General features: G+C 30.9%; 20 protein-coding genes. 15 read left to right on the top strand and 5 right to left on the bottom strand.

Annotated features, from left to right (window positions below):
* Nucleotides 1-170 precede the first annotated feature (170 nt).
* From dnaN to purF, 4 genes are read left to right on the top strand one after another with little or no spacing between them, the layout of a single operon-like run.
* Nucleotides 171-1,328: a DNA polymerase III subunit beta gene (dnaN, locus tag P9515_RS00005; RefSeq protein ID WP_011819326.1), complete on the top strand. Its 1,158-nt coding sequence runs from the start codon at nucleotides 171-173 to the stop codon at nucleotides 1,326-1,328.
* 1 nt (nucleotide 1,329) lies between these two features.
* Nucleotides 1,330-2,037, top strand: a complete 708-nt coding sequence (locus P9515_RS00010; RefSeq protein ID WP_011819327.1) for a hypothetical protein — start codon at nucleotides 1,330-1,332, stop codon at nucleotides 2,035-2,037.
* Nucleotides 2,038-2,040: 3 nt separating this feature from the next.
* Entirely contained in the window at nucleotides 2,041-4,380 is a 2,340-nt protein-coding gene (gene purL / locus P9515_RS00015) for a phosphoribosylformylglycinamidine synthase subunit PurL (RefSeq protein WP_011819328.1), read from the top strand.
* A 47-nt stretch (nucleotides 4,381-4,427) separates the two neighbouring features.
* Nucleotides 4,428-5,888, top strand: coding sequence for an amidophosphoribosyltransferase (purF, locus tag P9515_RS00020; protein ID WP_011819329.1), 1,461 nt, complete (start codon nucleotides 4,428-4,430; stop codon nucleotides 5,886-5,888).
* 3 nt (nucleotides 5,889-5,891) lie between these two features.
* Here purF and P9515_RS00025 read toward each other — a convergent pair whose 3' ends face one another.
* The 3 genes from P9515_RS00025 to queG form a co-directional block, all read right to left on the bottom strand.
* The gene (locus P9515_RS00025; RefSeq protein WP_011819330.1) at nucleotides 5,892-8,333 is read right to left on the bottom strand and encodes a DNA gyrase/topoisomerase IV subunit A; all 2,442 of its coding nucleotides are present in this window, start codon (nucleotides 8,331-8,333) and stop codon (nucleotides 5,892-5,894) included.
* Nucleotides 8,334-8,420: 87 nt separating this feature from the next.
* Entirely contained in the window at nucleotides 8,421-9,275 is an 855-nt protein-coding gene (locus P9515_RS00030) for a tetratricopeptide repeat protein (RefSeq protein WP_011819331.1), read from the bottom strand.
* Between the two features lie 4 nt (nucleotides 9,276-9,279).
* A complete protein-coding gene (gene queG / locus P9515_RS00035) occupies nucleotides 9,280-10,224 on the bottom strand; it encodes a tRNA epoxyqueuosine(34) reductase QueG (protein WP_011819332.1) in 945 nt (314 codons plus the stop codon).
* 148 nt (nucleotides 10,225-10,372) lie between these two features.
* Here queG and P9515_RS00040 point away from each other — a divergent pair, with 148 nt between their 5' ends.
* From P9515_RS00040 to P9515_RS00065, 6 genes are all read left to right on the top strand, one after another.
* A complete protein-coding gene (locus tag P9515_RS00040; protein WP_011819333.1) occupies nucleotides 10,373-11,110 on the top strand; it encodes a DUF502 domain-containing protein in 738 nt (245 codons plus the stop codon).
* 3 nt (nucleotides 11,111-11,113) lie between these two features.
* Nucleotides 11,114-11,740, top strand: coding sequence for a transcription antitermination factor NusB (gene nusB, locus P9515_RS00045; protein ID WP_011819334.1), 627 nt, complete (start codon nucleotides 11,114-11,116; stop codon nucleotides 11,738-11,740).
* Nucleotides 11,741-11,799: 59 nt separating this feature from the next.
* The gene (gene ftsY, locus P9515_RS00050) at nucleotides 11,800-13,047 is read left to right on the top strand and encodes a signal recognition particle-docking protein FtsY (RefSeq protein WP_011819335.1); all 1,248 of its coding nucleotides are present in this window, start codon (nucleotides 11,800-11,802) and stop codon (nucleotides 13,045-13,047) included.
* A 70-nt stretch (nucleotides 13,048-13,117) separates the two neighbouring features.
* Nucleotides 13,118-14,461: a PP2C family protein-serine/threonine phosphatase gene (locus tag P9515_RS00055; protein ID WP_041710528.1), complete on the top strand. Its 1,344-nt coding sequence runs from the start codon at nucleotides 13,118-13,120 to the stop codon at nucleotides 14,459-14,461.
* Nucleotides 14,462-14,521: 60 nt separating this feature from the next.
* Nucleotides 14,522-15,901 carry an argininosuccinate lyase gene (gene argH / locus P9515_RS00060; RefSeq protein WP_011819337.1) on the top strand — a complete coding sequence of 460 codons (1,380 nt, stop codon included), beginning with the start codon at nucleotides 14,522-14,524 and terminating at the stop codon, nucleotides 15,899-15,901.
* 116 nt (nucleotides 15,902-16,017) lie between these two features.
* On the top strand, nucleotides 16,018-16,686 hold the full coding sequence (locus P9515_RS00065; protein WP_011819338.1) for an RNA recognition motif domain-containing protein: 669 nt from the start codon (nucleotides 16,018-16,020) through the stop codon (nucleotides 16,684-16,686).
* Here the strand turns inward: P9515_RS00065 and dusA are convergent.
* Entirely contained in the window at nucleotides 16,683-17,687 is a 1,005-nt protein-coding gene (dusA, locus tag P9515_RS00070; protein ID WP_011819339.1) for a tRNA dihydrouridine(20/20a) synthase DusA, read from the bottom strand. The genes P9515_RS00065 and dusA overlap by 4 nt on opposite strands.
* A gap of 27 nt (nucleotides 17,688-17,714) precedes the next feature.
* Between dusA and msrB the strand changes: the two genes are divergently transcribed.
* The 5 genes from msrB (at nucleotide 17,715) to rsgA (ending at nucleotide 21,298) form a co-directional block, all read left to right on the top strand.
* Nucleotides 17,715-18,209 (top strand): peptide-methionine (R)-S-oxide reductase MsrB, encoded by a 495-nt coding sequence (msrB, locus tag P9515_RS00075; protein WP_011819340.1) that lies wholly within the window; start codon nucleotides 17,715-17,717, stop codon nucleotides 18,207-18,209.
* 76 nt (nucleotides 18,210-18,285) lie between these two features.
* Nucleotides 18,286-19,005 carry a nucleotide exchange factor GrpE gene (gene grpE / locus P9515_RS00080; RefSeq protein ID WP_011819341.1) on the top strand — a complete coding sequence of 240 codons (720 nt, stop codon included), beginning with the start codon at nucleotides 18,286-18,288 and terminating at the stop codon, nucleotides 19,003-19,005.
* Between the two features lie 31 nt (nucleotides 19,006-19,036).
* Nucleotides 19,037-20,161 carry a molecular chaperone DnaJ gene (gene dnaJ, locus P9515_RS00085; RefSeq protein ID WP_011819342.1) on the top strand — a complete coding sequence of 375 codons (1,125 nt, stop codon included), beginning with the start codon at nucleotides 19,037-19,039 and terminating at the stop codon, nucleotides 20,159-20,161.
* On the top strand, nucleotides 20,158-20,391 hold the full coding sequence (locus P9515_RS00090; protein ID WP_011819343.1) for a sulfurtransferase TusA family protein: 234 nt from the start codon (nucleotides 20,158-20,160) through the stop codon (nucleotides 20,389-20,391). Before dnaJ ends, P9515_RS00090 begins: the two co-directional genes overlap by 4 nt.
* Complete coding sequence (gene rsgA, locus P9515_RS00095; protein WP_011819344.1) at nucleotides 20,381-21,298, top strand: ribosome small subunit-dependent GTPase A; 918 nt, start codon at nucleotides 20,381-20,383, stop codon at nucleotides 21,296-21,298. The genes P9515_RS00090 and rsgA overlap by 11 nt, the downstream gene beginning before the upstream one ends.
* On the opposite strand, the gene P9515_RS00100 is transcribed toward rsgA, so the two are convergent.
* Nucleotides 21,264-21,614: a YbaB/EbfC family nucleoid-associated protein gene (locus P9515_RS00100; protein ID WP_011819345.1), complete on the bottom strand. Its 351-nt coding sequence runs from the start codon at nucleotides 21,612-21,614 to the stop codon at nucleotides 21,264-21,266. The genes rsgA and P9515_RS00100 overlap by 35 nt on opposite strands.
* Nucleotides 21,615-21,620: the final 6 nt, after the last annotated feature.

A 21,620-nucleotide genomic window follows, 5' to 3' on the forward strand; every position in this document is an offset into this window, starting at 1 on the left:
ATTACGGCAAAAGAATTCATATTTTATCCACAGTTTCCACATACACTACTAATACTATATAAATTAATAATTAGAAAATATATATTTAGATTAATTAGAGAAATTTAAAAAAAATTAATTGCAACAATTAAGAAAATAGCCCTAATATGTAATTAAAGATATGAACACAGATGGAGATTGTTTGCAATCAAAATGAATTTAATTATGCAATTCAATTAGTTAGTAAGGCAGTTTCCTCAAGACCCACTCATCCAATTCTTGCAAACTTACTTCTGACAGCTGATCAAGGAACTAACAAAATTAGTTTAACTGGATTTGATTTAAATTTAGGAATACAAACTTCATTTGATGCGACTGTCAAAAAAAGCGGCGCAATTACTATTCCCTCAAAACTTTTAGCTGAAATTGTTAATAAGTTACCAAGTGAAACTCCTGTTTCTCTTGATGTCGATGATAGCTCTGATAATATTTTAATCAAAAGTGATAGGGGTTCTTTTAACATAAAAGGTATTCCATCAGACGATTATCCAAATTTACCTTTTGTAGAAAGTGGGACATCTTTGAATATCGATCCAAGTTCTTTTTTAAAAGCTTTAAAGTTAACTATATTTGCTAGTAGTAGTGATGATTCCAAACAATTACTCACTGGTGTTAATTTTACATTTAATTTGAAATTTCTTGAGTCAGCTGCAACAGATGGCCATAGATTAGCAGTTGTTTTAGTTGACAAAAAAGAAAATTTTGATGAAGTAGCAGATCTTTCTTCTAATGAAGATAACTTATCAGTAACTATACCAACAAGATCTTTAAGAGAAATTGAAAAGCTTGTTAGTCTCAGAACTTCAGAAAATTCAATTAAGCTTTTTTATGATAAAGGTCAAGTTGTATTTATTTCTTCTAATCAAATAATTACTACAAGAACTCTTGAAGGTTCTTATCCAAATTATTCTCAATTAATACCGGATGATTTCTCTAAACTTTTTACATTTAATACAAAAATATTAATTGATTCTCTCGAAAGAATAGCTGTATTAGCCGATCAACAAAGTAGTGTTGTTAAAATTAAATTAGAAGAAAAGGGTTTGGCATTAATAAGTGCTGATGCTCAAGATATAGGCAATGCAAGTGAAATAGTTCCAGTATCCTATGATTTCGATCAGTTTGATATCGCTTTTAATGTAAGGTATCTCTTAGAAGGTCTAAAAGTTATTTCAAGTGAAAATGTTCTTTTTAAATGTAATCTTTCTACTACTCCTGCTGTTTTAGTACCAGAAGATAATATTAGTTCTTTTACTTATTTAGTTATGCCTGTTCAAGTTCGTTCCTAATTTGAAATTACCAAAAGAATTTTTATTAAGCGAATTATTAAGCCATAATGTAAAAGGTAATGCAACTCTTAATTATGGCATAGGAGAAAACGTTTGGATGCATCCACCCGTTCATCGAATATTAGGTTGGTACTCTCGTCCGTCAAATTTAGATTTAAAACGCAATGTTTGGAAATTAAATCAAATAAGTCAAATAATTGATAATGATATTTATGTAAAAGGAGTTCCAGCAATTTCAGATTTGGCTACCTTGAATAGATTTCCTAATTTGATAGAAGCTAATTTAGTAAATTCAGAAGGTTCAAAGATAGGTGTGATAGCAGATTTTTTATTTGAAATTAAAACTGGTAACATCAAGTTTTATTTAATTTCGCGTTCTAATCCCAGAATTCCTGGATCAAGCCGATGGAAATTAAATATACAAAATATTGTTGATCAGCAGCCTGGTTTGGTTTTTTGTTCATGTGTTTCTTTAGATGATTTGCCTTTGATTAAATCAAGTTTGAAATATCAGTTTTTAAAAAAAGGAAAAAAAATATTTGATCGCTTTGATGAATTTAAAAATACCGCAACTAATAGATTAGAAAATTGGCTGGAAGAAGATGAAGATATAATCCAAAAAGAAGAATTTAATCGAAATAGTTTTTATAATAAAGATGATGAAATAAGATCTTTCAGAAATAAAAGAGAAGATGACCCTTGGATTTAACTAATGATAGATTCTTTAAATAATTATAATTATGATGTTAATGATTCACTTAAAGTTGAAAATTTAACAACCGAAGATTATGAAGAGATATGTAAAAGATTAGGAAGAAAACCTAATAGAACAGAATTAGGAATGTTTGGAGTTATGTGGTCTGAACATTGTTGTTATAGAAATTCAAAACCATTATTAGCTAATTTCCCTACTACAGGGAAAAATGTTTTGGTAGGTCCAGGTGAAAATGCTGGCGTTATTGATGTTGGGAACGACCAGAAACTTGTTTTTAAAATAGAAAGTCACAATCATCCTTCAGCAATTGAACCTTTTCAAGGAGCTGCAACAGGCGTTGGTGGGATTTTAAGAGATATTTTTACTATGGGTGCCAGACCTATAGCAGTATTAAATTCTTTAAGATTTGGTAATCTTGATAAATCATCTAATATTTCTTTATTACGCGGAGTCGTTTCTGGGATATCTCATTATGGCAATTGTGTAGGTGTTCCTACTGTTGGAGGAGAAATATATTTTGATGATAGTTATTCAGGTAATCCTTTAGTTAATGTCATGGCTTTAGGTCTATTGGAAACCGATGAAATTGTTTGTTCAGGGGCAAAAGAAGTTGGTTATCCTGTTTTATACGTAGGAAACACAACAGGAAAGGATGGAGTAGGAGGTGCTAGTTTTGCTAGTTCGGAACTGAATACTAATTCTTTAGATAATAGGCCCGCAGTACAAGTCGGTGATCCATTTATTGAAAAGAGTCTTATTGAAGCTTGTCTCGATGCTTTTAAAACAGGAGATGTAATTGCGGCTCAAGATATGGGTGCTGCGGGATTAACATGTAGTAGTGCTGAAATGGCTGCGAATGGAGGGTTAGGGATATCTATAAACTTAGATTTAGTTCCTGCTAGAGAGAATGATATGACTGCTTACCAGTATTTATTATCCGAATCCCAAGAAAGGATGTTATTGGTTGTTAAAGAAGAAAAATTAAATATTCTCATTGAGCAATTCAAAAAGTGGGGACTCTTTGCAAATGTTATAGGCGAAGTAATTTCAAAAAAAGAAGTTATTATTTCTCAAAAAAATCAAATAGTCGCTCAAATTCCCACTTCTGCTTTATCTGATGAAACTCCAATTAATATTCATAAAGTTATTAAAGAACCTCCTGATTATTTACAAAAGAAATGGAAATGGTCTGAAGATGAATTGCCTATTATTACTAATAATAAAATTTTATCTTTTAAAGATAAAAAACAATATTCTTTATCTGAAATTATTTTAAATCTTTTATCAAACCCTTCAATTGCTTCTAAAAGTTGGATTTATAAACAATATGATTCGCAAGTGCAATCAAATACTGTTTTCAAACCTGGGGAAGCTGATGCAGCTTTACTAAGACTTAGAGCGCAAGATGAAAGAAATAAAAACAATAATTTTTCTGGTGTAGCTGCTTCTGTAGATTGCAATAGCAGATGGGTTTTGTTAGACCCTTATAGAGGAAGTATTGCAGCCGTCGCAGAATCCGCAAGAAATGTAAGTTGTGTCGGTGCTGAGCCTTTAGCTATAACTAATAATTTAAATTTTTCATCACCCAATACTGAGATAGGATATTGGCAACTTTCATCAGCATGTGACGGAATTTCTAAGGCTTGTATCGCTTTAGAAACCCCTGTTACAGGAGGAAATGTTTCTTTATATAATGAATCCAAAAATAAAAATAATCAAGTAACCCCGATATATCCTACGCCTGTTATTGGAATGGTAGGAAAAATTCAAAATGTAGATAAAGCTGTAAGTTCAGGATGGAAGAATATAAATGATCAAATTTGGCTGATAGGTTCATATAGATCAGAATCGTCAATTGGAGGAAGTTCTTATTTAGATTATTTTCATGGTTTAATTACAGGAAGACCTCCTAAAATTAATTTGCAAGATGAAAAATATTGTCAAACTTTTTTAAGAGATGCAATTTCAAAAAATTATATTTCATCCTCTCACGATATTAGTGATGGCGGTTTAGCAATCGCTTTATCAGAATGTTGTATTTTGTCTTCTAAGGGTGCAAATATTCAGTTAGAAGAAAAAAATGCTCGTAAGGATAATATCTTGTTTAGTGAGGGAGGTTCAAGAATAATTTTTTCACTCAATAAAATGGAAGAGACAAATTTTTTGAATTTTGTCAGCATTAACAATAAAAATTTTGGTTCTAATATATACGTAAAAAAGATTGGATTTGTTTCTGAAGCAAACCTTACTATTAACGTTCAAGATGAAGAACTTTGTAATCTAAGGGTTGATGAATTAGCCGAAAAATTTAATAATAGTATTTCCAACAGCTTTTAATAATGAATAAATATTTGCAATTGTTTAAAATTCTCAGAAATTAAATTATGTGTGGAATTGTAGGGATTGTTTCTTCTGATGATGTAAATCAACAAATTTACGATAGTCTTTTGCTTCTTCAGCATCGAGGACAAGATTCTACCGGCATCGCTACAATGGAGAATACTATTTTTCATATACACAAAGCTAAAGGATATGTGAATACAGCTTATAGAACTAGAGATATGAGAAATTTAGTAGGAAAAATTGGGTTAGGACACGTTAGATACGCAACTAAAGGTACAGCAGAAAGTGTTGAAGAAGCACAACCATTTTATGTAAATGCACCATATGGAATAGTTTTAATTCATAATGGTAACCTTACCAATACAAGAGATATAGAGAAACAATTATTTAATGTTGATAAACGTCATACAAATTCTTCGAGTGATACAGAAATGTTGTTAAATATATTTGCAACTGAATTGCAAGAACAAATACGTACTAAAGAATTACAGCCAGAAATTATTTTTAATGCAGTTAAAAATTTACATAAACGAATTCAAGGATCTTATGCTTCAATAGCACTTATATCTGGTCATGGTTTATTAGCTTTTAGAGATCCTTTTGGCATAAGACCTTTAGTAATTGGAAAAAGAATTTCTCAAAGTAATCAAAAAAATGAGTGGATGGTAGCAAGTGAGTCATTAGTCTTAGAAAATAATGATTATGAAGTTGTTAGAGATGTGGAACCAGGTGAGGCAATTTTTATAACTCAAAACGGTGAATTTTATTCTAAGCAATGTTCAGAAAATCCTAGCCTTTTTCCTTGTGCATTCGAATATGTTTATTTAGCAAGACCTGATTCAGTGATGAATGGAATATCAGTTTATAAAGCTCGTTTAAAAATGGGTGATTATTTAGCAGAAACAATTAAGAAGACGATAAACTCTGGAGAAGTTGATGTTGTAATGCCTATTCCTGACTCTTCTCGTCCCGCTGCAATGCAAGTAGCTAGACAGTTGGGTATAGAATATAGAGAAGGATTTTTTAAAAATAGATATGTTGGTAGAACTTTTATAATGCCTGGACATCAAAAACGTAAACAATCAGTAAGGCAGAAGTTGAATGCTATGAGTACAGAATTTAAAAATAAAAATGTATTAATAGTCGATGATTCTATAGTTAGAGGGACAACATCAAAACAAATAGTTCAAATGGCAAAGGATGCTGGAGCGAATAAAGTTTTTTTTACTTCAGCTGCTCCTCCAGTTAGATTTCCTCATGTTTATGGAATCAATATGCCTAATAGGGATGAATTAATAGCTCACGATAGGACAATAGCTGAAATCGCAAAAAAGCTTGAAATTGATAATCTTGTTTATCAAAGTGTTGATAATTTGAGGAAATCTATTATTAATGATTCCTCAGTCAAAGATTTAGAGATGAGTTGTTTTACAGGTTCTTACGTGACGGGAACTGTAAATCATGAATATTTAAAATGGGTTGAAAATGAATATAAATCATAAATTTTAATTTAAAAGATTATCTAGACTGGAACAATTTTCAAGAAATTCATCTTTTTCTAAATTGAGAAAATCAACATTAAGTATATTTTTATTAGGTTTAGAAGAAAATTTGGTTAAATTTATTCTTGCAGATTTATTTTTATTTGTCTCAAAATCGATATATTGATTATTTGTTAGAACTTTTATAAAATGATCATTATTAAGTTGAATTTTTTCGTTAATATATCCTAATTTTGAATTATAAGAATTATAAACTTCGTTAATTTTCAATTCAAAAAATTTGCCTTTATTTGATATCAAATAAAGTAAATCTTTCTCTTTACTTTTACAGCAAGAAACTATTTGTTCTTTAGGTAATAGATTTACTAATAATATTCCCTGTGATTGTTTGCTACTTGGCTTTAAATATTCATTAGATAAATTAAATTTAAAAATTCTACCAATAGAAGTAAGTATTATTATATTTTCTTCTTGGCTATAAATAAATGAATCAATAATTTTTGTAGAATTTTTCAACTTTGTAATGGAAAATATTCTAGTACTTCTAATCATATCTTTATCTAATAAAACTTTTTTAAATTTTCCATCTGAACATATAATGCAAATATAATTTTCTAAGTTACTGTCTAAATCATGAAAATTTATAATTTCTTTTGGATTTATATTTCCTAAAATTTTGTTATCTAATTTATAGACATTATTAATTATAGATTTCCAATTTATTTGAAGAACTTTACCCGAAGAGGTTACTCCTATGATTCTTAAACTCTTTTTAATATTACATATGAATTTTTGAACATTTTTATTTTCAATAAATTTATTTTCTTGATCTAATAATTTTTTGTAATTATAGTAAATTAATTTTTTAAAATAAAATCTATTATCTATTGATATTTTTGCGTCTTTAATTATAAGATCTTCTAATATTTGATTATTAATAGTATCTAATTCTTCAGATTGATTAATATCTTTTAAAATTTTTGTTTTTCTTTTTACATTAAATTTTTTCTTTAATTCAATTAGCTCTTTAATTAAAGTTTCAAGTAATAAACTTCTATTATTTAGAAGAGTACTAAGATATTTCTTTTTCTCAAAAAGTTGATTAATTTCATTCTCTACCTGTTTTTTTTCTAAATTTGTCAATTTTTTAAGCGGCATGCTTAAGACTGCATCTGCTTGTTTATTACTGAGGTCAAGCTTTGGTATTAAAATTGATTTCGCCTCAGAAACATTTTCTGAGTTTTGAATAATCTCAATTATATTTTTTATATTTTTAGTTGCTATTGAAAATCCTTCTAATATTTCAAGTTTTTCTGATGCAATTTTTAGAAAATATTTTGTTCTTTTTCTAATTGTTTCTTCTCTAAATTCTAGAAAATAATTTAAATATTTTCTTAGGGTAAGTTGTACGGGTTTGCCGTTTACTAAAGCTAATAATATTGCTCCGAAATTTGATTGTAATGTTGTTTTTTTGTATAAGTTTGATATTACAATTTCAGGATTAGAATCTTTTTTTAATTCAATAACTATTCTCATTCCATCTCTATCACTTTCATCCCTAATATCAGATATTCCATCAATCTTTCCAATATTTACTAATTCAGCAAGTTTTTCAATCCAACCGGCTTTACTAATTTGGTAAGGAAGTTCTGATATTATTAGCGCATTTCTTTTATGCTTTCCTTTCCCTAAATTAATTTCTTCACTTTTAATAACACCTCGTATTGTTATGGATCCTCTTCCCTCTAGGTAAACATTTTTAATTCCATTATTGTAAAGTAATTCTCCTCCTGTAGGAAAATCAGGTCCTAATATGATTTTAGATAATTTTGAGTCGCTAATATCTTTATCTCTTATTAGTGCAATTAAACCATCAATAATTTCACCCAAATTGTGTGGAGGAATATTTGTAGCCATCCCAACGGCAATGCCCGATGATCCATTTAATAATAAGAATGGTAATTGGGCAGGTAATATATCTGGTTCTTTTTGTGAGCCATCAAAGTTATTTGAGTAACTAACTGTATCAGTTTCAATTTCTTGAAGAAAACACTCATGAGCTATTGGTGCCAGACGTGTTTCGGTATATCTCATTGCAGCTGGTGGATCATTGTCAACTGATCCAAAATTCCCATGACCATCAAGAGTGGGATATTTTGTTGAAAAATCTTGAACCAACCTAACTAAGGCTTCATAAACTGCTTGATCTCCATGAGGATGATATTTTCCTAGTACATCTCCAACAACTCTGGCACATTTCCTAAATGGTCTATCTGGAGTAAGTCCTAATTCATGCATTGCGAAAAGGATCCTTCTTTGGACTGGTTTCAAGCCATCTCTAGCATCAGGTAATGCACGTCCTACTATCACGCTCATCGCATACTCTAGATAGGAACGTTGCATTTCTTCTTGCAGCGAAATGGAAGTGAATTTTTCCTTAGTCATTAAATAGGCAAGTTACAGTGTTCGTTGGTAAACTAAATTAAGATTAATAGGTAAATAAATATTTTCCAGTATAAATATTGAGGAATTTTAATTTATTTTTGTTCTTGCAATAAATATTTCTTCTTTAAGTTTGTTATTTTCAAACAGTTTTTCAGTAGAGTTTTGTAGTTTTTCACCCCAAAGCTGTTCTTTTCTATAGTTATATTTAACGTAATTAGGTTCTTTTATTAAAGCTTTTTTTGCGAGAAAAATTGCTTCATTAATATCTTTAATACTTAAGCATGATGCAAGTGCTAATAGTGGTTCTGCGTTTTCTTCTATAGATATAGCTTTTTTGAAAGAGATAATAGAAAGATTTATATTATTCAATTCATAATATGCTAGTCCTTTATTATTAATCGCTTGCCAAAAATCTTTTTTAATTTCAATTGCTTTGTCAAATTCTTTTAAAGCTTTTTCATAATCTTTTTCCATCAAATATATGTTTCCTAATTGAAAAATGGCGTTAAAGTTTTCGGGTGCGATTTGAATACCTAATTCTAAAGAAATTTTTGCTTTTTTAATTTTTGCTTGTTTTAAATATATAGCGCTTTTTGCGAAATATATTTCACTCATTTTAGGATTAATTTTTTGAGCATTATTTAGTGAATTAAAAGCGTCTTCATACAATTCGTTTGCTGTTTGTGCTTCAGCAAGAATCAACCATAAATTTTCATTTTTATCATTTATCTTGACAGCTAATTTTGCAAAATTAAGACTATCTTTGATTTGACCAAAATATAAAAGTTGATATGCCTGTTTGCCAATTGATAAAGCTTCTTGTTCTAGATGTTTTGCATCAGGGAAATGATAATACGGGACTAAAGCTCTTAAATTTTGGGTATTAAAAATGTGGCAACTTATTATTGAAAAAAATAATAATTTTATGAAAGATTTTTGCATGTTTTTATTCTTGTTTGAGAATTGCTTTTATATTTCTTTTCCACATCCAAGGTTTGATTCTCTTTAGAGTACTTCCTTGAAGATTTTTTTTCCATTTTTCTTCATCCCAACTTAATGAGTCAATATTCAGATTTCTTATCCATTTTCTTGGAGCAGCTTCAATACTTTTGTTGAAAGGAACTCTTTTATTCCAAGGACATACATCTTGACAAATATCACAACCAGCAACCCATCCATTTAAATTTTTTTCAATGTAATCTGGCAACTTTTGAGCTCTATTTTCTATAGTATGATACGCGATACATAAATCAGAATTTATAACAAAAGGTTCTGTTATTGCATTTGTTGGACATTTTTCAATACATTTTTCACATTTCCCACAAAGAGATTGGGATGAATTATCTGGAGTAAAATCTTTAGTAAGAATTATAAAACCTAATGTTAACCATGATCCATATTTCTTATTTATAAGATTACTATTTTTTCCTACCCAGCCAAGACCTGCTTCTTCTGCCCATGCTTTTTCTAAAAGAGGAGAGGTATCAACACAAATTCTCCACTTGCAATCTGGAATCTCATTATTAATCCACTTACCTATATTTTTTAACTTTTTATAAATGACTTTATGGTAGTCTTCTCCCTGGCCGAATTTCCCAACTTTAAATTTTGTTTTTTCTTTTTGCTCTTCATTTAAATAATTAAAACCAACTGTTAAAACACTTTTTGCTCCATTTAATAATGATTCAATATTTTTCCTTTTTTCAGCTTCCATCCATTTCATTTCTCCATGGTAATTTTTTTCCAACCATCTTTCTAATGCTATAGTTCTCAACTTTAAACGAGAACTCCCGGGGATCGATGCTATCGCTGAAACCGCAAATCCTTCAGAAATTGCTCTTTTTTTTAGCTCATAACTTAATTCATCTTTGTTTTGAATAATTTCTTTCATAGCTTTATTATGATTTAGATTGGAAAAAAATGTTATCCTTAAAAGCAGAAAACTAATAAATTTTTTTAATTTATAAAAAGAAACATATCCCTTTCAAGTAAAACTAGTTAAATTATTAGTAAAATGAATAAAAATAGGTACTTTAATTTTGGTTGAATCTACTCAAAGTCAAGATTCCAACCTAGGAACTAGGCTCCAACAAGATTTAAAAAATGATCTTATAGCGGGACTATTAGTTGTCATTCCATTGGCAACAACTATTTGGCTATCTTCTATTGTTAGCAAATTTGTTCTTACATTAGTAACCTCAGTTCCGAAACAATTAAATCCATTCATTACCTTAAACCCTTTATTACAAGATTTAATTAATTTAGCTTTAGGTTTAACTGTTCCCTTATTAGCAATTTTGCTGATAGGTTTGATGGCTAGAAATTTTGTAGGTAGATGGTTATTAGAATTTGGAGAAGGTACTTTATCAAAAATCCCAGTTGCAGGTGCAGTTTATAAAACTCTTAAACAATTACTTGAAACATTTTTAAGTAATAAGTCTAACAAATTTAGAAGAGTTGTTTTAGTGGAGTATCCGCGAGAAGGACTATTTAGTGTTGGTTTTGTAACTGGTGACGTTGGTCCATCACTTCAATCAGAACTAGATAAGAAATTATTGAGTGTTTTTATACCTACTGCTCCTAACCCAACGACTGGATGGTACACATTAGTTCCCGAAGCTTCTGTTAAAGACCTTGATATTTCTGTAGAAGATGCCTTTAGGACAATTATTTCTGTTGGTATTGTTAATCCTGATCAAAAAGATAATTCTTCAAATCCAACCTTTTCAAAATTATTTTCTCAACTAAGGGCTTCTTCAAATACTTCATCTACTTAATTGATGCATAATAGATCGCTATCACGAGAATTAGCCTTACTTTCGTTAGGTATTATTAAAGACAAAGGAGATTTAGTATTAAGTAATTGTCAAATTGAAGAAATTTTTGAATCAGCTTTAGATTCTTTAATTAATCACTGTAGAGACGAGTTAGATGATTGTGAAGCAGATTTAGAAAACGTCTCGCAAAATCTTTTAGATAGTGAATTAAAAGAAGGTAGTGATTCTTCTTTTGCAAATGTACGGGATGAACTTAAAAAAGCTTTTCATAAAATTGAATCTGTAATGAATTCACTTTCAGTTACTTTAGATTTTCCGAAATTGGTTGTTTCAAGTAATCAAAACGATATTAGAGAAGATGTAAATCATAGGATTAAAAGTATAATTGATAATTTACAAACAATCGATTCTGAAATTGATGAAGTGATGGATGGATGGAGATTAAAAAGATTGCCTAGAATTGATCGTGACATTTTACGCTTAGCTTATATCGATATTCATTTGCTTGATACTCCTATTGCAGTAGCGTGCGATGAGGCTGTAAATTTAGCAAATAAATATAGTGATACTCAAGGTAGAAAAATGATTAATGGGGTTTTAAGGAGATTGCAAAAAGTGAAGGTGAAATAATTATTTGATATAAATCAATAATTTTTTATAATTAAATTAAATGAGATTTAAAAAATATTATGACTAATAATGAATCTGATAATGCTCGTGAATGGGCTTCACAAGCCTATGCTTTATTAAAACAGAAACAAGAAGAACAGAAACAAGAAGAACAGAAACAAGAAGAACAGAAACAACAAGAACAGAAACAACAAGAACAGAAACAACAAGAACAGAAACAACAAGAACAGAAACAAGAAGAAGTTTATAAGCAGGATTTTTCCAACGTTAAATATGAAACTGCAGCTAAATTAGGTGAATTCGACGATGAATTCACTTGGTCAGCAATGGTGCTGGCTGCCCAAGGCAAAAAAGCAAATGAAATTTCAATAGATGAGATCGATTGGTTAAGTAAATTACGAAAAGGATTAGAAGAAACAAGAAAAGGTTTCGTAACAGAATTGTTAGATAAATTAGGAGATGATCCTCTTACTCCAGAATCTTTAGATGATCTAGAAACTTTATTAATAAGAGCAGATGTTGGGATTGATTCTACCGATAAGGTGATTGATTCACTAAGAAAAAAATTAAACGAGGAAGTTGTTGGAGGAGAAGAAGGAATAAAGTTTTTAAAAGGCGAGTTGCGTGCAATCATAGATAAACCAATAAAAGATTCTGGAATAAATATTCTTGTTCCACAAAAAGGAAAGTTGAACGTTTGGTTGATAGTTGGAGTAAATGGAGTTGGTAAAACTACAACTTTGGGCAAACTCGCTTATTTATCATCCAAAAGTAATTACAAAACTTTAATAGCCGCAGCAGATACTTTCAGGGCAGCAGCAGTAGAACAATTACAGGTATGGGGTCATAGAAGTAAGGTTGAAGTCATCTCTAATCAATCAAAGAATGCAGATCCTGCCGCAGTTGTTTTTGATGCTCTAAATGCAGCAAATAAACGTAATAGTGATTTATTACTCGTAGATACTGCGGGAAGATTACAAACTAAAAATAATCTTATGGATGAATTATCAAAAATTAAAAGAATTATTGATAAAAAAGTACCAGATGCAATTGTTGAATCATTATTAGTTTTAGATGCTAGTCAAGGACAAAATGGATTAAAACAAGCAAAGAGTTTTGCAAAATCCGCAAATTTAAGTGGTGCTGTTATTACTAAATTAGATGGTACTTCTAGAGGAGGGGTTTCCTTAGCTGTTTCTGCAGAAGTCAATTTACCAATAAGATTTATTGGAGCAGGTGAAGGTATTAAAGATTTAAGACCTTTTAATAGCTTTGAGTTTGTGGAGGCACTGCTAGCAGATAGATAAAAATTTTAATTAATTCTTTTTTTAAAACTAGATTATTAATGTTAAAACATATCTATACACTTAATTTGTTTTGTCAAAAATCCAAAAAGAAAAATTATTGTCTAATGATGTAATCCAAAAATTTTTAGCAGAGGATTATAAATTGCCAATTGATAAGAATGATAAATTTGTAGAAATAGCATCTTCTTTAGCTTATTATTTAAAATCTTTTTCCAACATTAAAAGATTTCTAGATTATATCTCTTTAATTTTAAAGCACATTTTTAATGAGCAATTAAGTTTAATTATTCCTTTAAATGAAAAAGGAGAAATATGGAAAGAAAATATCAAGTTTTCTGGAGATACAAAAAATTTTAAAATCGATAGTGAAATTAAAAGTTATTTAAAAAATTTTGATTTTTCAAAAAATTTCAGATTCAAAGAAATTGATTCCCTTGAAAAAATTTTTAATAATAAATTTAAAGAATATGTAATTAAATCACATAAAATATTGTCTCGAGGAAAATGCAGGGGATTTCTTTATACCTTTAATTATGGAATTTATGATGAATCTCTAATAAATGAACGTAATTTAAAGTTTATTATTAGTTGTTTAGCGGTTGGTTTAGAAAACTATTGGTTATTAAAAACAAAAAAAAAGCATGAAAATGTGGATAGAGAAATTTCAATAGGAGCAGAAATTCAATCACAACTCTTACCGGATTATTGCCCAATTATTTTTGGGGTGGATTTAGCGGCTCACTGCAGACCAGCTCTTCAACTGGGAGGAGATTATTATGATTTTATGTCTTTAAAAACAAATATCTCTGAAAAGAGAAGGGAGAAGGCAAGATGGGCACTGGTTATTGGTGACGTAATGGGGAAGGGAATTCCTGCAGGTCTTTTGATGACTATGTTAAGAGGAATGCTAAGAGCAGAGGTTTTAACTGGTCTGCCTCCAGATAGAATTTTGCATGATTTAAATCAGTTAGCTATTTATGATTTAGACCAATCCCATAGATTTGTTACTTTATTTTATTCAGATTATGATCCAAGAACAAGAAAATTAAGGTATGCAAATGCTGCACATAATCCTCCTTTGCTTTGGAAAAGTTCTGAGCAAAAAATTATAAAGTTGGACTCTGAAGGTTTCGTTTTAGGATTACAAAATGATGCGGAATATCAATGTGGTCAAATACAACTTAGTAAAAATGACGCAATTCTTTACTATACAGATGGAGTAACTGAGACTTCTAATGCTTTAGGGGAAAGATTTGATGAAGAACGATTAATGAAATCTTTTTCAAAATTATGTAAGCAATCACTTAAATCTAAAGAGATTTTACATAAGATTTTTAAAATATTAGATGAATTTACTGGTAAAAATAGACAATTAGAAGATGATGCTTCAATCGTAGTCTTTCAGTTAGATTAGATTTTTTGTCACACATATAAAACAATGCTTTATTAGAAGTAACTTAAGTTTTGATTAAAAATGTCCAAAGTTTGGAGTAATAGGTTTGAGAGTAGTTTAAATCCTTTTATAGAGGAGTTTAATGCTTCAATTGGTTTTGATAAGACACTAATTTTTGAAGATATAGATTGTTCTATTGCTCATGCCAAAATGCTTGGCAAAACAAAAGTTTTATCTGCTGATGAGTCTCAAAAGATTATTGAGGGTTTAGAGAATATAAAACAAGACTTTATTAAAGGCGAATTTTCTCCTGGAGCTCCATCTGAAGACATTCACTATAGTATTGAAGAAAAACTAATTGATTTAATAGGGGATACTGGTAAAAAATTACATACTGGCAGAAGTAGAAATGATCAAGTCGGAACAGATATCCGACTTTGGCTTAGAAAAAAAATTGATACTATTGATAATTTATTAGCTGAATTGCAAAACTCTTTATTTGCGGTCGCAGAATCTAATATTTATACTTTGATTCCTGGCTATACTCACATGCAAAGGGCACAACCGTTATCTTTGGCCCATCATTTTTTAGCATATCTTGAAATGTTTCAAAGAGATCGTGAAAGGCTTAGAGAAGTTAGAGCTAGGGTAAATATTTCGCCATTAGGTGCTGCAGCTTTAGCAGGAACAAAAATAAAAATAGATCGATACTTTACTGCTTCAGAATTAGGATTTGACAATATTTATAAAAATAGTATTGATGCTGTAAGTGATAGAGATTTTTGCATCGAATTTGCTTCTGCTTCTGCTTTAATAATGTCACATTTAAGTAGAATCTCAGAAGAGATAATTTTGTGGGTTACTGACGAATTTTCTTTTGCAAAATTAACGGATAAGTGTGCTACTGGTAGTAGTTTGATGCCTCAGAAAAAAAATCCAGACGTTCCAGAATTAATAAGAGGTAAAACTGGTAGGGTTTATGGAAATTTGCACACATTATTAACACTTATTAAAGGTGTACCTCTTGCTTATAATAAAGATTTTCAAGAAGATAAAGAACCGATTTTTGATACGGTAGATACTATTTCTTCATGCCTAAAAGCTATGAGAATTTTACTTGATGAAGGAATAGAATTTAATGTTGATAAATTAATAGATTCTGTTAATAATGATTTTTCTAATGCAACTGATTTGGCAGATTATCTAGTTTCTAAGCAGGTTCCTTTTAGGAAGGCTTATCAAATAGTGGGTGATATTGTGAAGTATTGTTTAACAAAAAATATTCTATTTAAAGATTTAAATTTATCAGAATTTCAAACATTTCATGATGAATTCAAAGAAGATATTTATGAAAATCTTAATCCCATGAACGTAGTGAAGTCTAGAAATAGTGTAGGAGGCACAGGATTTGAACAAGTAGAAATAGAGTTAAACAATTGGAAGAAAAAATTATTTACCTAAATCTCCTTTGATTTTCTACAAGAAGGGATGTATTGAAGTAGAATAGTATTGCAATGTATATGAATTACTAATTAAGTAGTTTTTATCTTGGTTTTTATCTTTAAGTTGAGTTTCAAGTGAGTATTTTTGTTGGCAATTTGCCTTTCCGCGCAGAGCGAGAAGACATCCTAGAGTTATTTACACCATATGGTGAAGTTATGAATTGTTCTCTCCCATTAGAGAGAGATACTGGTAGAAAAAGAGGTTTTGCTTTTGTCGAAATGGCAGATGAAGCACTTGAGACAACCGCTATTGAAGGACTTCAAGGGACTGAGCTCATGGGAAGACCCTTAAGAATAAACAAAGCAGAGCCAAGAGGCGGCGGCGGCCAAAGAAGAGGCGGCGGCGGCGGTAGAGGCGGCGGTTACGGCGGCGGTGGTAATGGCGGCGGTTACGGCGGCGGTGGTAATGGCGGCGGTTACGGCGGTGGCGGTAATGGCGGTGGTTACGGCGGCGGTGGTAATGGCGGCGGTTACGGCGGCGGTGGTAATGGCGGCGGTTACGGCGGTGGCGGTAATGGCGGTGGTTACGGCGGCGGCGGTAATGGCGGTGGTTACGGCGGCGGTGGTTACGGCGGTGGTTACTCTGAACCTGCTTCAAATTACGCTAATAAATCTTCAGGGGCTGAAGGCTGGGAAGATAGAAGTTATGGAAACTCATCTGAAAATTCTGAATTTGAAAATGGTAGAAGTAGAAGAAAAAGAAGTGTTATAAATAATTCTGAAATTTCTCAGGAAGGTAATTAGTATCCTAATTTTTTAAGCTCTAAAGTAAGTTTGATTAATGCGTCAATACTTAATTCTTGTTTAATTGATCTACTAGAAATTTGATTTCTCCAAATTTTTGCGTTTGGGATTCCTTCAACTAGATTTATAAGATGTTTGCAAATATCCCAAGTTTTTCCCCCATTTTGTAAATGATTTTCAATATAGGGAATAAGTGAAAATATAATCTCTGAGGCACTTTTGCTGGTAATATTTTTGCCGTAAATTTTATTGTCGATTTGAGACCACCTTAGGGGATATTTATAAACTGATCTTCCTATCATCACTCCATCTAATCTTTCTAATGCCTTTATGCATTGATCAATATTTGTAAAACCCCCATTAATTTCTATGAGCAGCTGAGGATTGTTTTCTTTTAATTTCTGTACCACATCATATCTGAGTGGTGGAATAGTTCTATTCTGTTTAGGATTAAGGCCTTTCAAAATTGCTTTTCTTGCATGGACTGTAAATCTTTCTGCTCCAGCATTAGCAACTTCTTTTACAAAAGTATTCAATTGATCAAAACTATCCTCTTCATCTACCCCAATTCTATGTTTAATGGTTATGGGTAAATTGCAGTTATTCTTTAAGGACTCTATGCATTTTGCTACTTTAGCAGGTTCTTTCATAAGCGAAGCACCAAAGTTTCCCGAACAAACTCTTGGACTTGGACATCCAACATTAAAATTAATTTCATCATATCCCCAATCTTGAGCCATTTTTGCTGCCTCTTTAAGCATTTGAGGGTTATCTCCTCCAAATTGAATTGATAATGGGTGTTCTTCTTTATTGAAGTTTAAAAATTTCTCTTTTTTATCGGTATAAACTAAACTTTGAGCGACTATCATTTCCGTGTACAAAAGAGCTTTAGAGCTTATTTGTCTAATTATCATCCTAAAGTGTTTATCTGTGCAATCCATCATTGGAGCAACACTTATTTTGTGTAAATTATTTATAGAATTAGGAAGATAGCTTTTCATTAAATTCTATTCAAGAAATTTGAAAATATGAATCAATTTTTATCCAGAAGATCATTTATTTTAATTCCTGCCATGTCAATTTTGAAATTTTTTCTTAAACCGAAGAAAGTATTAGCCTCATCTACTGCTTCGGAGGAGGACTGGAACTTATCAAAAGAAGAGTGGAAAAATAAACTAAGTCCTGAATCCTATTATATTTTACGCGAGGAGGGGACTGAACGAGCTTTTAGTAGTCAATTAAATAACGAGAAAAGGAAAGGTATTTTTGCATGTGCAGGGTGTAATCAGCATCTTTTTACCTCTGATACTAAATTTGATAGTGGTACTGGGTGGCCTAGTTTTTGGGATCCCATTAATGGTTCTGTAGAAACGAAAGTTGATTTTAAATTAATTGTCCCTAGAACCGAATATCATTGTTCCAGATGTGAGGGACATCAAGGGCATGTCTTTAACGATGGTCCTTTACCTACAGGTAAACGATATTGTAATAATGGTCTTGCTTTGAAATTTATAGCGGAATAATTAATTAGTGCGGCCTTCCGCAACTTGTTTTGTTCCCCAATTTCATTCACAATAGTTATTAAGAATTTTAAGTCTAATGATTGAAGAACAATCAGATAATGTTGAAAATAAAGATGAGAATGTTTCTATGGATAACAATATATCTGAAAATTTACCAATAGCTGAAGAGCAAACTAATGAAGATAAAAAATTACCTGACGATAATAACGAAAAAATAGATGCAGAAGATTTGAAAAATACCATTACTAATAATGATGCAAGATTAGAACAATTAGAAAAAGAGCATGAAACTTTAAAAAGTCAGTATGTAAGAATCGCTGCTGATTTCGACAACTTTAGAAAAAGGCAGTCTAGGGATCAAGATGATTTGAAAATTCAACTTGTTTCGAAAGCTTTAACAGCAATATTGCCTATTGTTGATAATTTCGAAAGAGCAAGACAACAATTAAAACCTGAAGGAGATGAGGCCCAAACATTACATAGAAGTTATCAAGGGTTATATAAACAATTAGTAGAAGTATTGAAACAACAAGGAGTTGCTCCAATGAGGGTGGTTGGACAACAATTTGACCCTAATTTACATGAAGCTGTTTTAAGAGAACCAAGTGAGGAGCAAAATGAGGATATAATTATTGAAGAATTACAGCGTGGATATCATTTAGAAGGTAAGGTTTTAAGACATGCATTAGTTAAAGTTTCCATGGGTCCTGGCCAACAAATATCACAAGAATCAGAAGAAAAGGATAAAGTTGATAAAGATATTGATTCAGAGGGCTCTATCTCTGAAGAAAATTGAACCCCTTTTATGAATAGTTGAGTATTATCTAATGGCTGATTTTTATCAAATACTTGGTGTTTCAAGAGATGCTGATGCTAATACTTTAAAAAGCGCTTATAGAAAGTTAGCAAGACAGTATCATCCTGATGTGAATAAGGATCCGGGTGCTGAAGATAAATTTAAGGAGATAGGAAAGGCTTATGAGGCATTAGCCGATCCAGAAACTAGAGCGAGATACGATCAGTTTGGAGAGGCTGGAATAGGAGGTGCGGCTGGAATGCCAGATATGGGAGACATGGGGGGTTTCGGAGATTTATTCGAAACTTTCTTTAATGGTTTCGGAGGACAATCTTCACAAGGAGGCAGATCACAAAGAAGAGGTCCTCAACAAGGTGATGATTTAAGGTATGACTTAAATATTGATTTTAAAGATGCTATTTTTGGACAACAAAGAGAAATAAAGATACCTCACTTAGAAACTTGTGACATTTGTAGAGGAAGTGGGGCAAAAAAAGGTACAGGTCCAATAAACTGTACAACATGTGGTGGAAGTGGTCAGGTTAGAAGAGCGACAAGAACTCCCTTTGGTAATTTTACTCAAGTTGCAGAATGTCCCACTTGTAATGGAGTTGGACAAGTAATTTCAGATCCATGCGCAAGTTGCGGTGGAAATGGTGTAAAACAAGTGAGAAAAAAATTACGTATTAATATTCCTGCAGGAGTTGATTCTGGAACTAAATTGAGAGTTTCTGGAGAGGGTAATGTCGGTTTAAAAGGTGGACCGCCTGGAGATCTTTATGTTTTTATAAAAGTTAAAAGTGACCCGAATTTAAAAAGAGATGGTATTAATATTTATTCCGAAATATCAGTTAGTTATCTTCAAGCTATTCTTGGAGATACCCTTGATATCATGACAGTTGACGGAAAGGTTAACTTAAAAATTCCAAGCGGTACCCAGCCAAATAGTACTTTATCCTTAGAAAACAAAGGTGTTCCCCGATTAGGTAATCCTGTTGCTCGCGGTAATCATCAAGTTTTAGTGAAGGTTAAACTTCCCACGCGAATAACAGATGAAGAGAGAAATCTTCTGGAGAATTTAGCTTCCAAATATTCTGAACATAACTCTAATTCTAATAGTGGATTGTTTAGTAAGTTGTTTGGTAAGGAATCTTGAAAGAAGTTTCTAAGATATTGAATTTAGAGTCGATTCCATGTCCTTTGAATGTAGTCAAATGCAAATTAGCATTAGAGAAGTTATCGAAAAATGAAGCTTTGATAGTCCATTTAGATAAAGGAGAACCAGAAGTAATGGTCAAAAGAGCTTTAAAAGAAATGAAGTTTTTTATTAAAACAATTGAAGAAGATCAAAAAAGCATAAAGTTTAAAATTTTGCATGAAAGTTGAAAAAAAATATAAAGGTCTTGTTATAAAAAAATTTAATGAATTTTTTCTTGTTGAATCATATCAAAAATATAATTCTGATAGTAATAAAAATTTTTTATGCAAAATTAGAAAGTCCGTAAATTTTAGAAATCAACTTGTTTTTGTTGGAGATGAAGTGATTTTGTCTCAAATTGATACGACAAGAAAACGAGCAATAATAGAAAGTTTAGTTAAAAGAAAAAATCTTTTAGAAAGACCATCTGTAGCTAATATTTCAAATATATATGTAATTTGTTCTGTACAAGAGCCGAAATTAAATTTATCTCAAGTTAATAGGTTTTTAATATCTGCTGAGCAAATGGGGGTAGAGGTTTCATTGGTGTTGACGAAGTGTGATTTGATAACAGAACAAAAAAGAATTCTTTTAGTTGAAAAATTTAAAAAGTGGGGATATCAAGCTATCACTTTAAATTTAAATAGCCCAAAAAATTTCACAAATTTAATGATTGAGTTAAAGAAAAAAAAATGTTCAATATTTATTGGCCCTTCTGGTGTTGGTAAGACTACTTTATTAAATATGATAATTCCAGGGTTAAATAACACTACCGCATCAGTTTCCAGCAAAATAAAACGTGGGAAAAATACTACAAGAAATGTTGAACTGTTTTCTTTATCAAGCAAAAGTTATATTGTTGACACTCCCGGATTTAATATGCAAACACTTGAAATAGATATTCGCGAATTGCCTAATTTATATCCAGAAATTTACAGACAAGTAGTTATTAAAGGCATACATTGTAAATTTCGTAATTGTCTTCACATCAATGATCAGGGTTGTAATTTAAATAAAAATTTTGAAAGGTATACTTTTTATAAAGAAATGATTGAATCATTTAAGAGTCATTATTGTCCAATCCAGGCAGATTAAGATTTAGTCCACCAGTTAAGTCATTCATTCTTTCTTTCATTGTAGTAGTTGAGGTTTCATGAGCTTTTTTGATAGCTTCTAAGATATTTTTTTCTATTTCTTCCTTATTAGATTCCGCAATTGTGTCCTTAACCTCAACTCTCAGAGGGAGTTGGTTTCCGCTAATCCATACCTTTATCATCTCATCATCGCTTTTACCTTCAATTTCCATGCTTTCAAGTTCATCTTGTAATTTCTGAGCATTTTGTTGAATTTCTTTAGCTTTTTTAAAAGCTTCTGTTAGTTGTCCAAAATTTGGAAGTCCAAAACCTGCCATTTGATA

This window comes from Prochlorococcus marinus str. MIT 9515 (assembly GCF_000015665.1).
Lineage (GTDB): Bacteria > Cyanobacteriota > Cyanobacteriia > PCC-6307 > Cyanobiaceae > Prochlorococcus_A > Prochlorococcus_A marinus_P.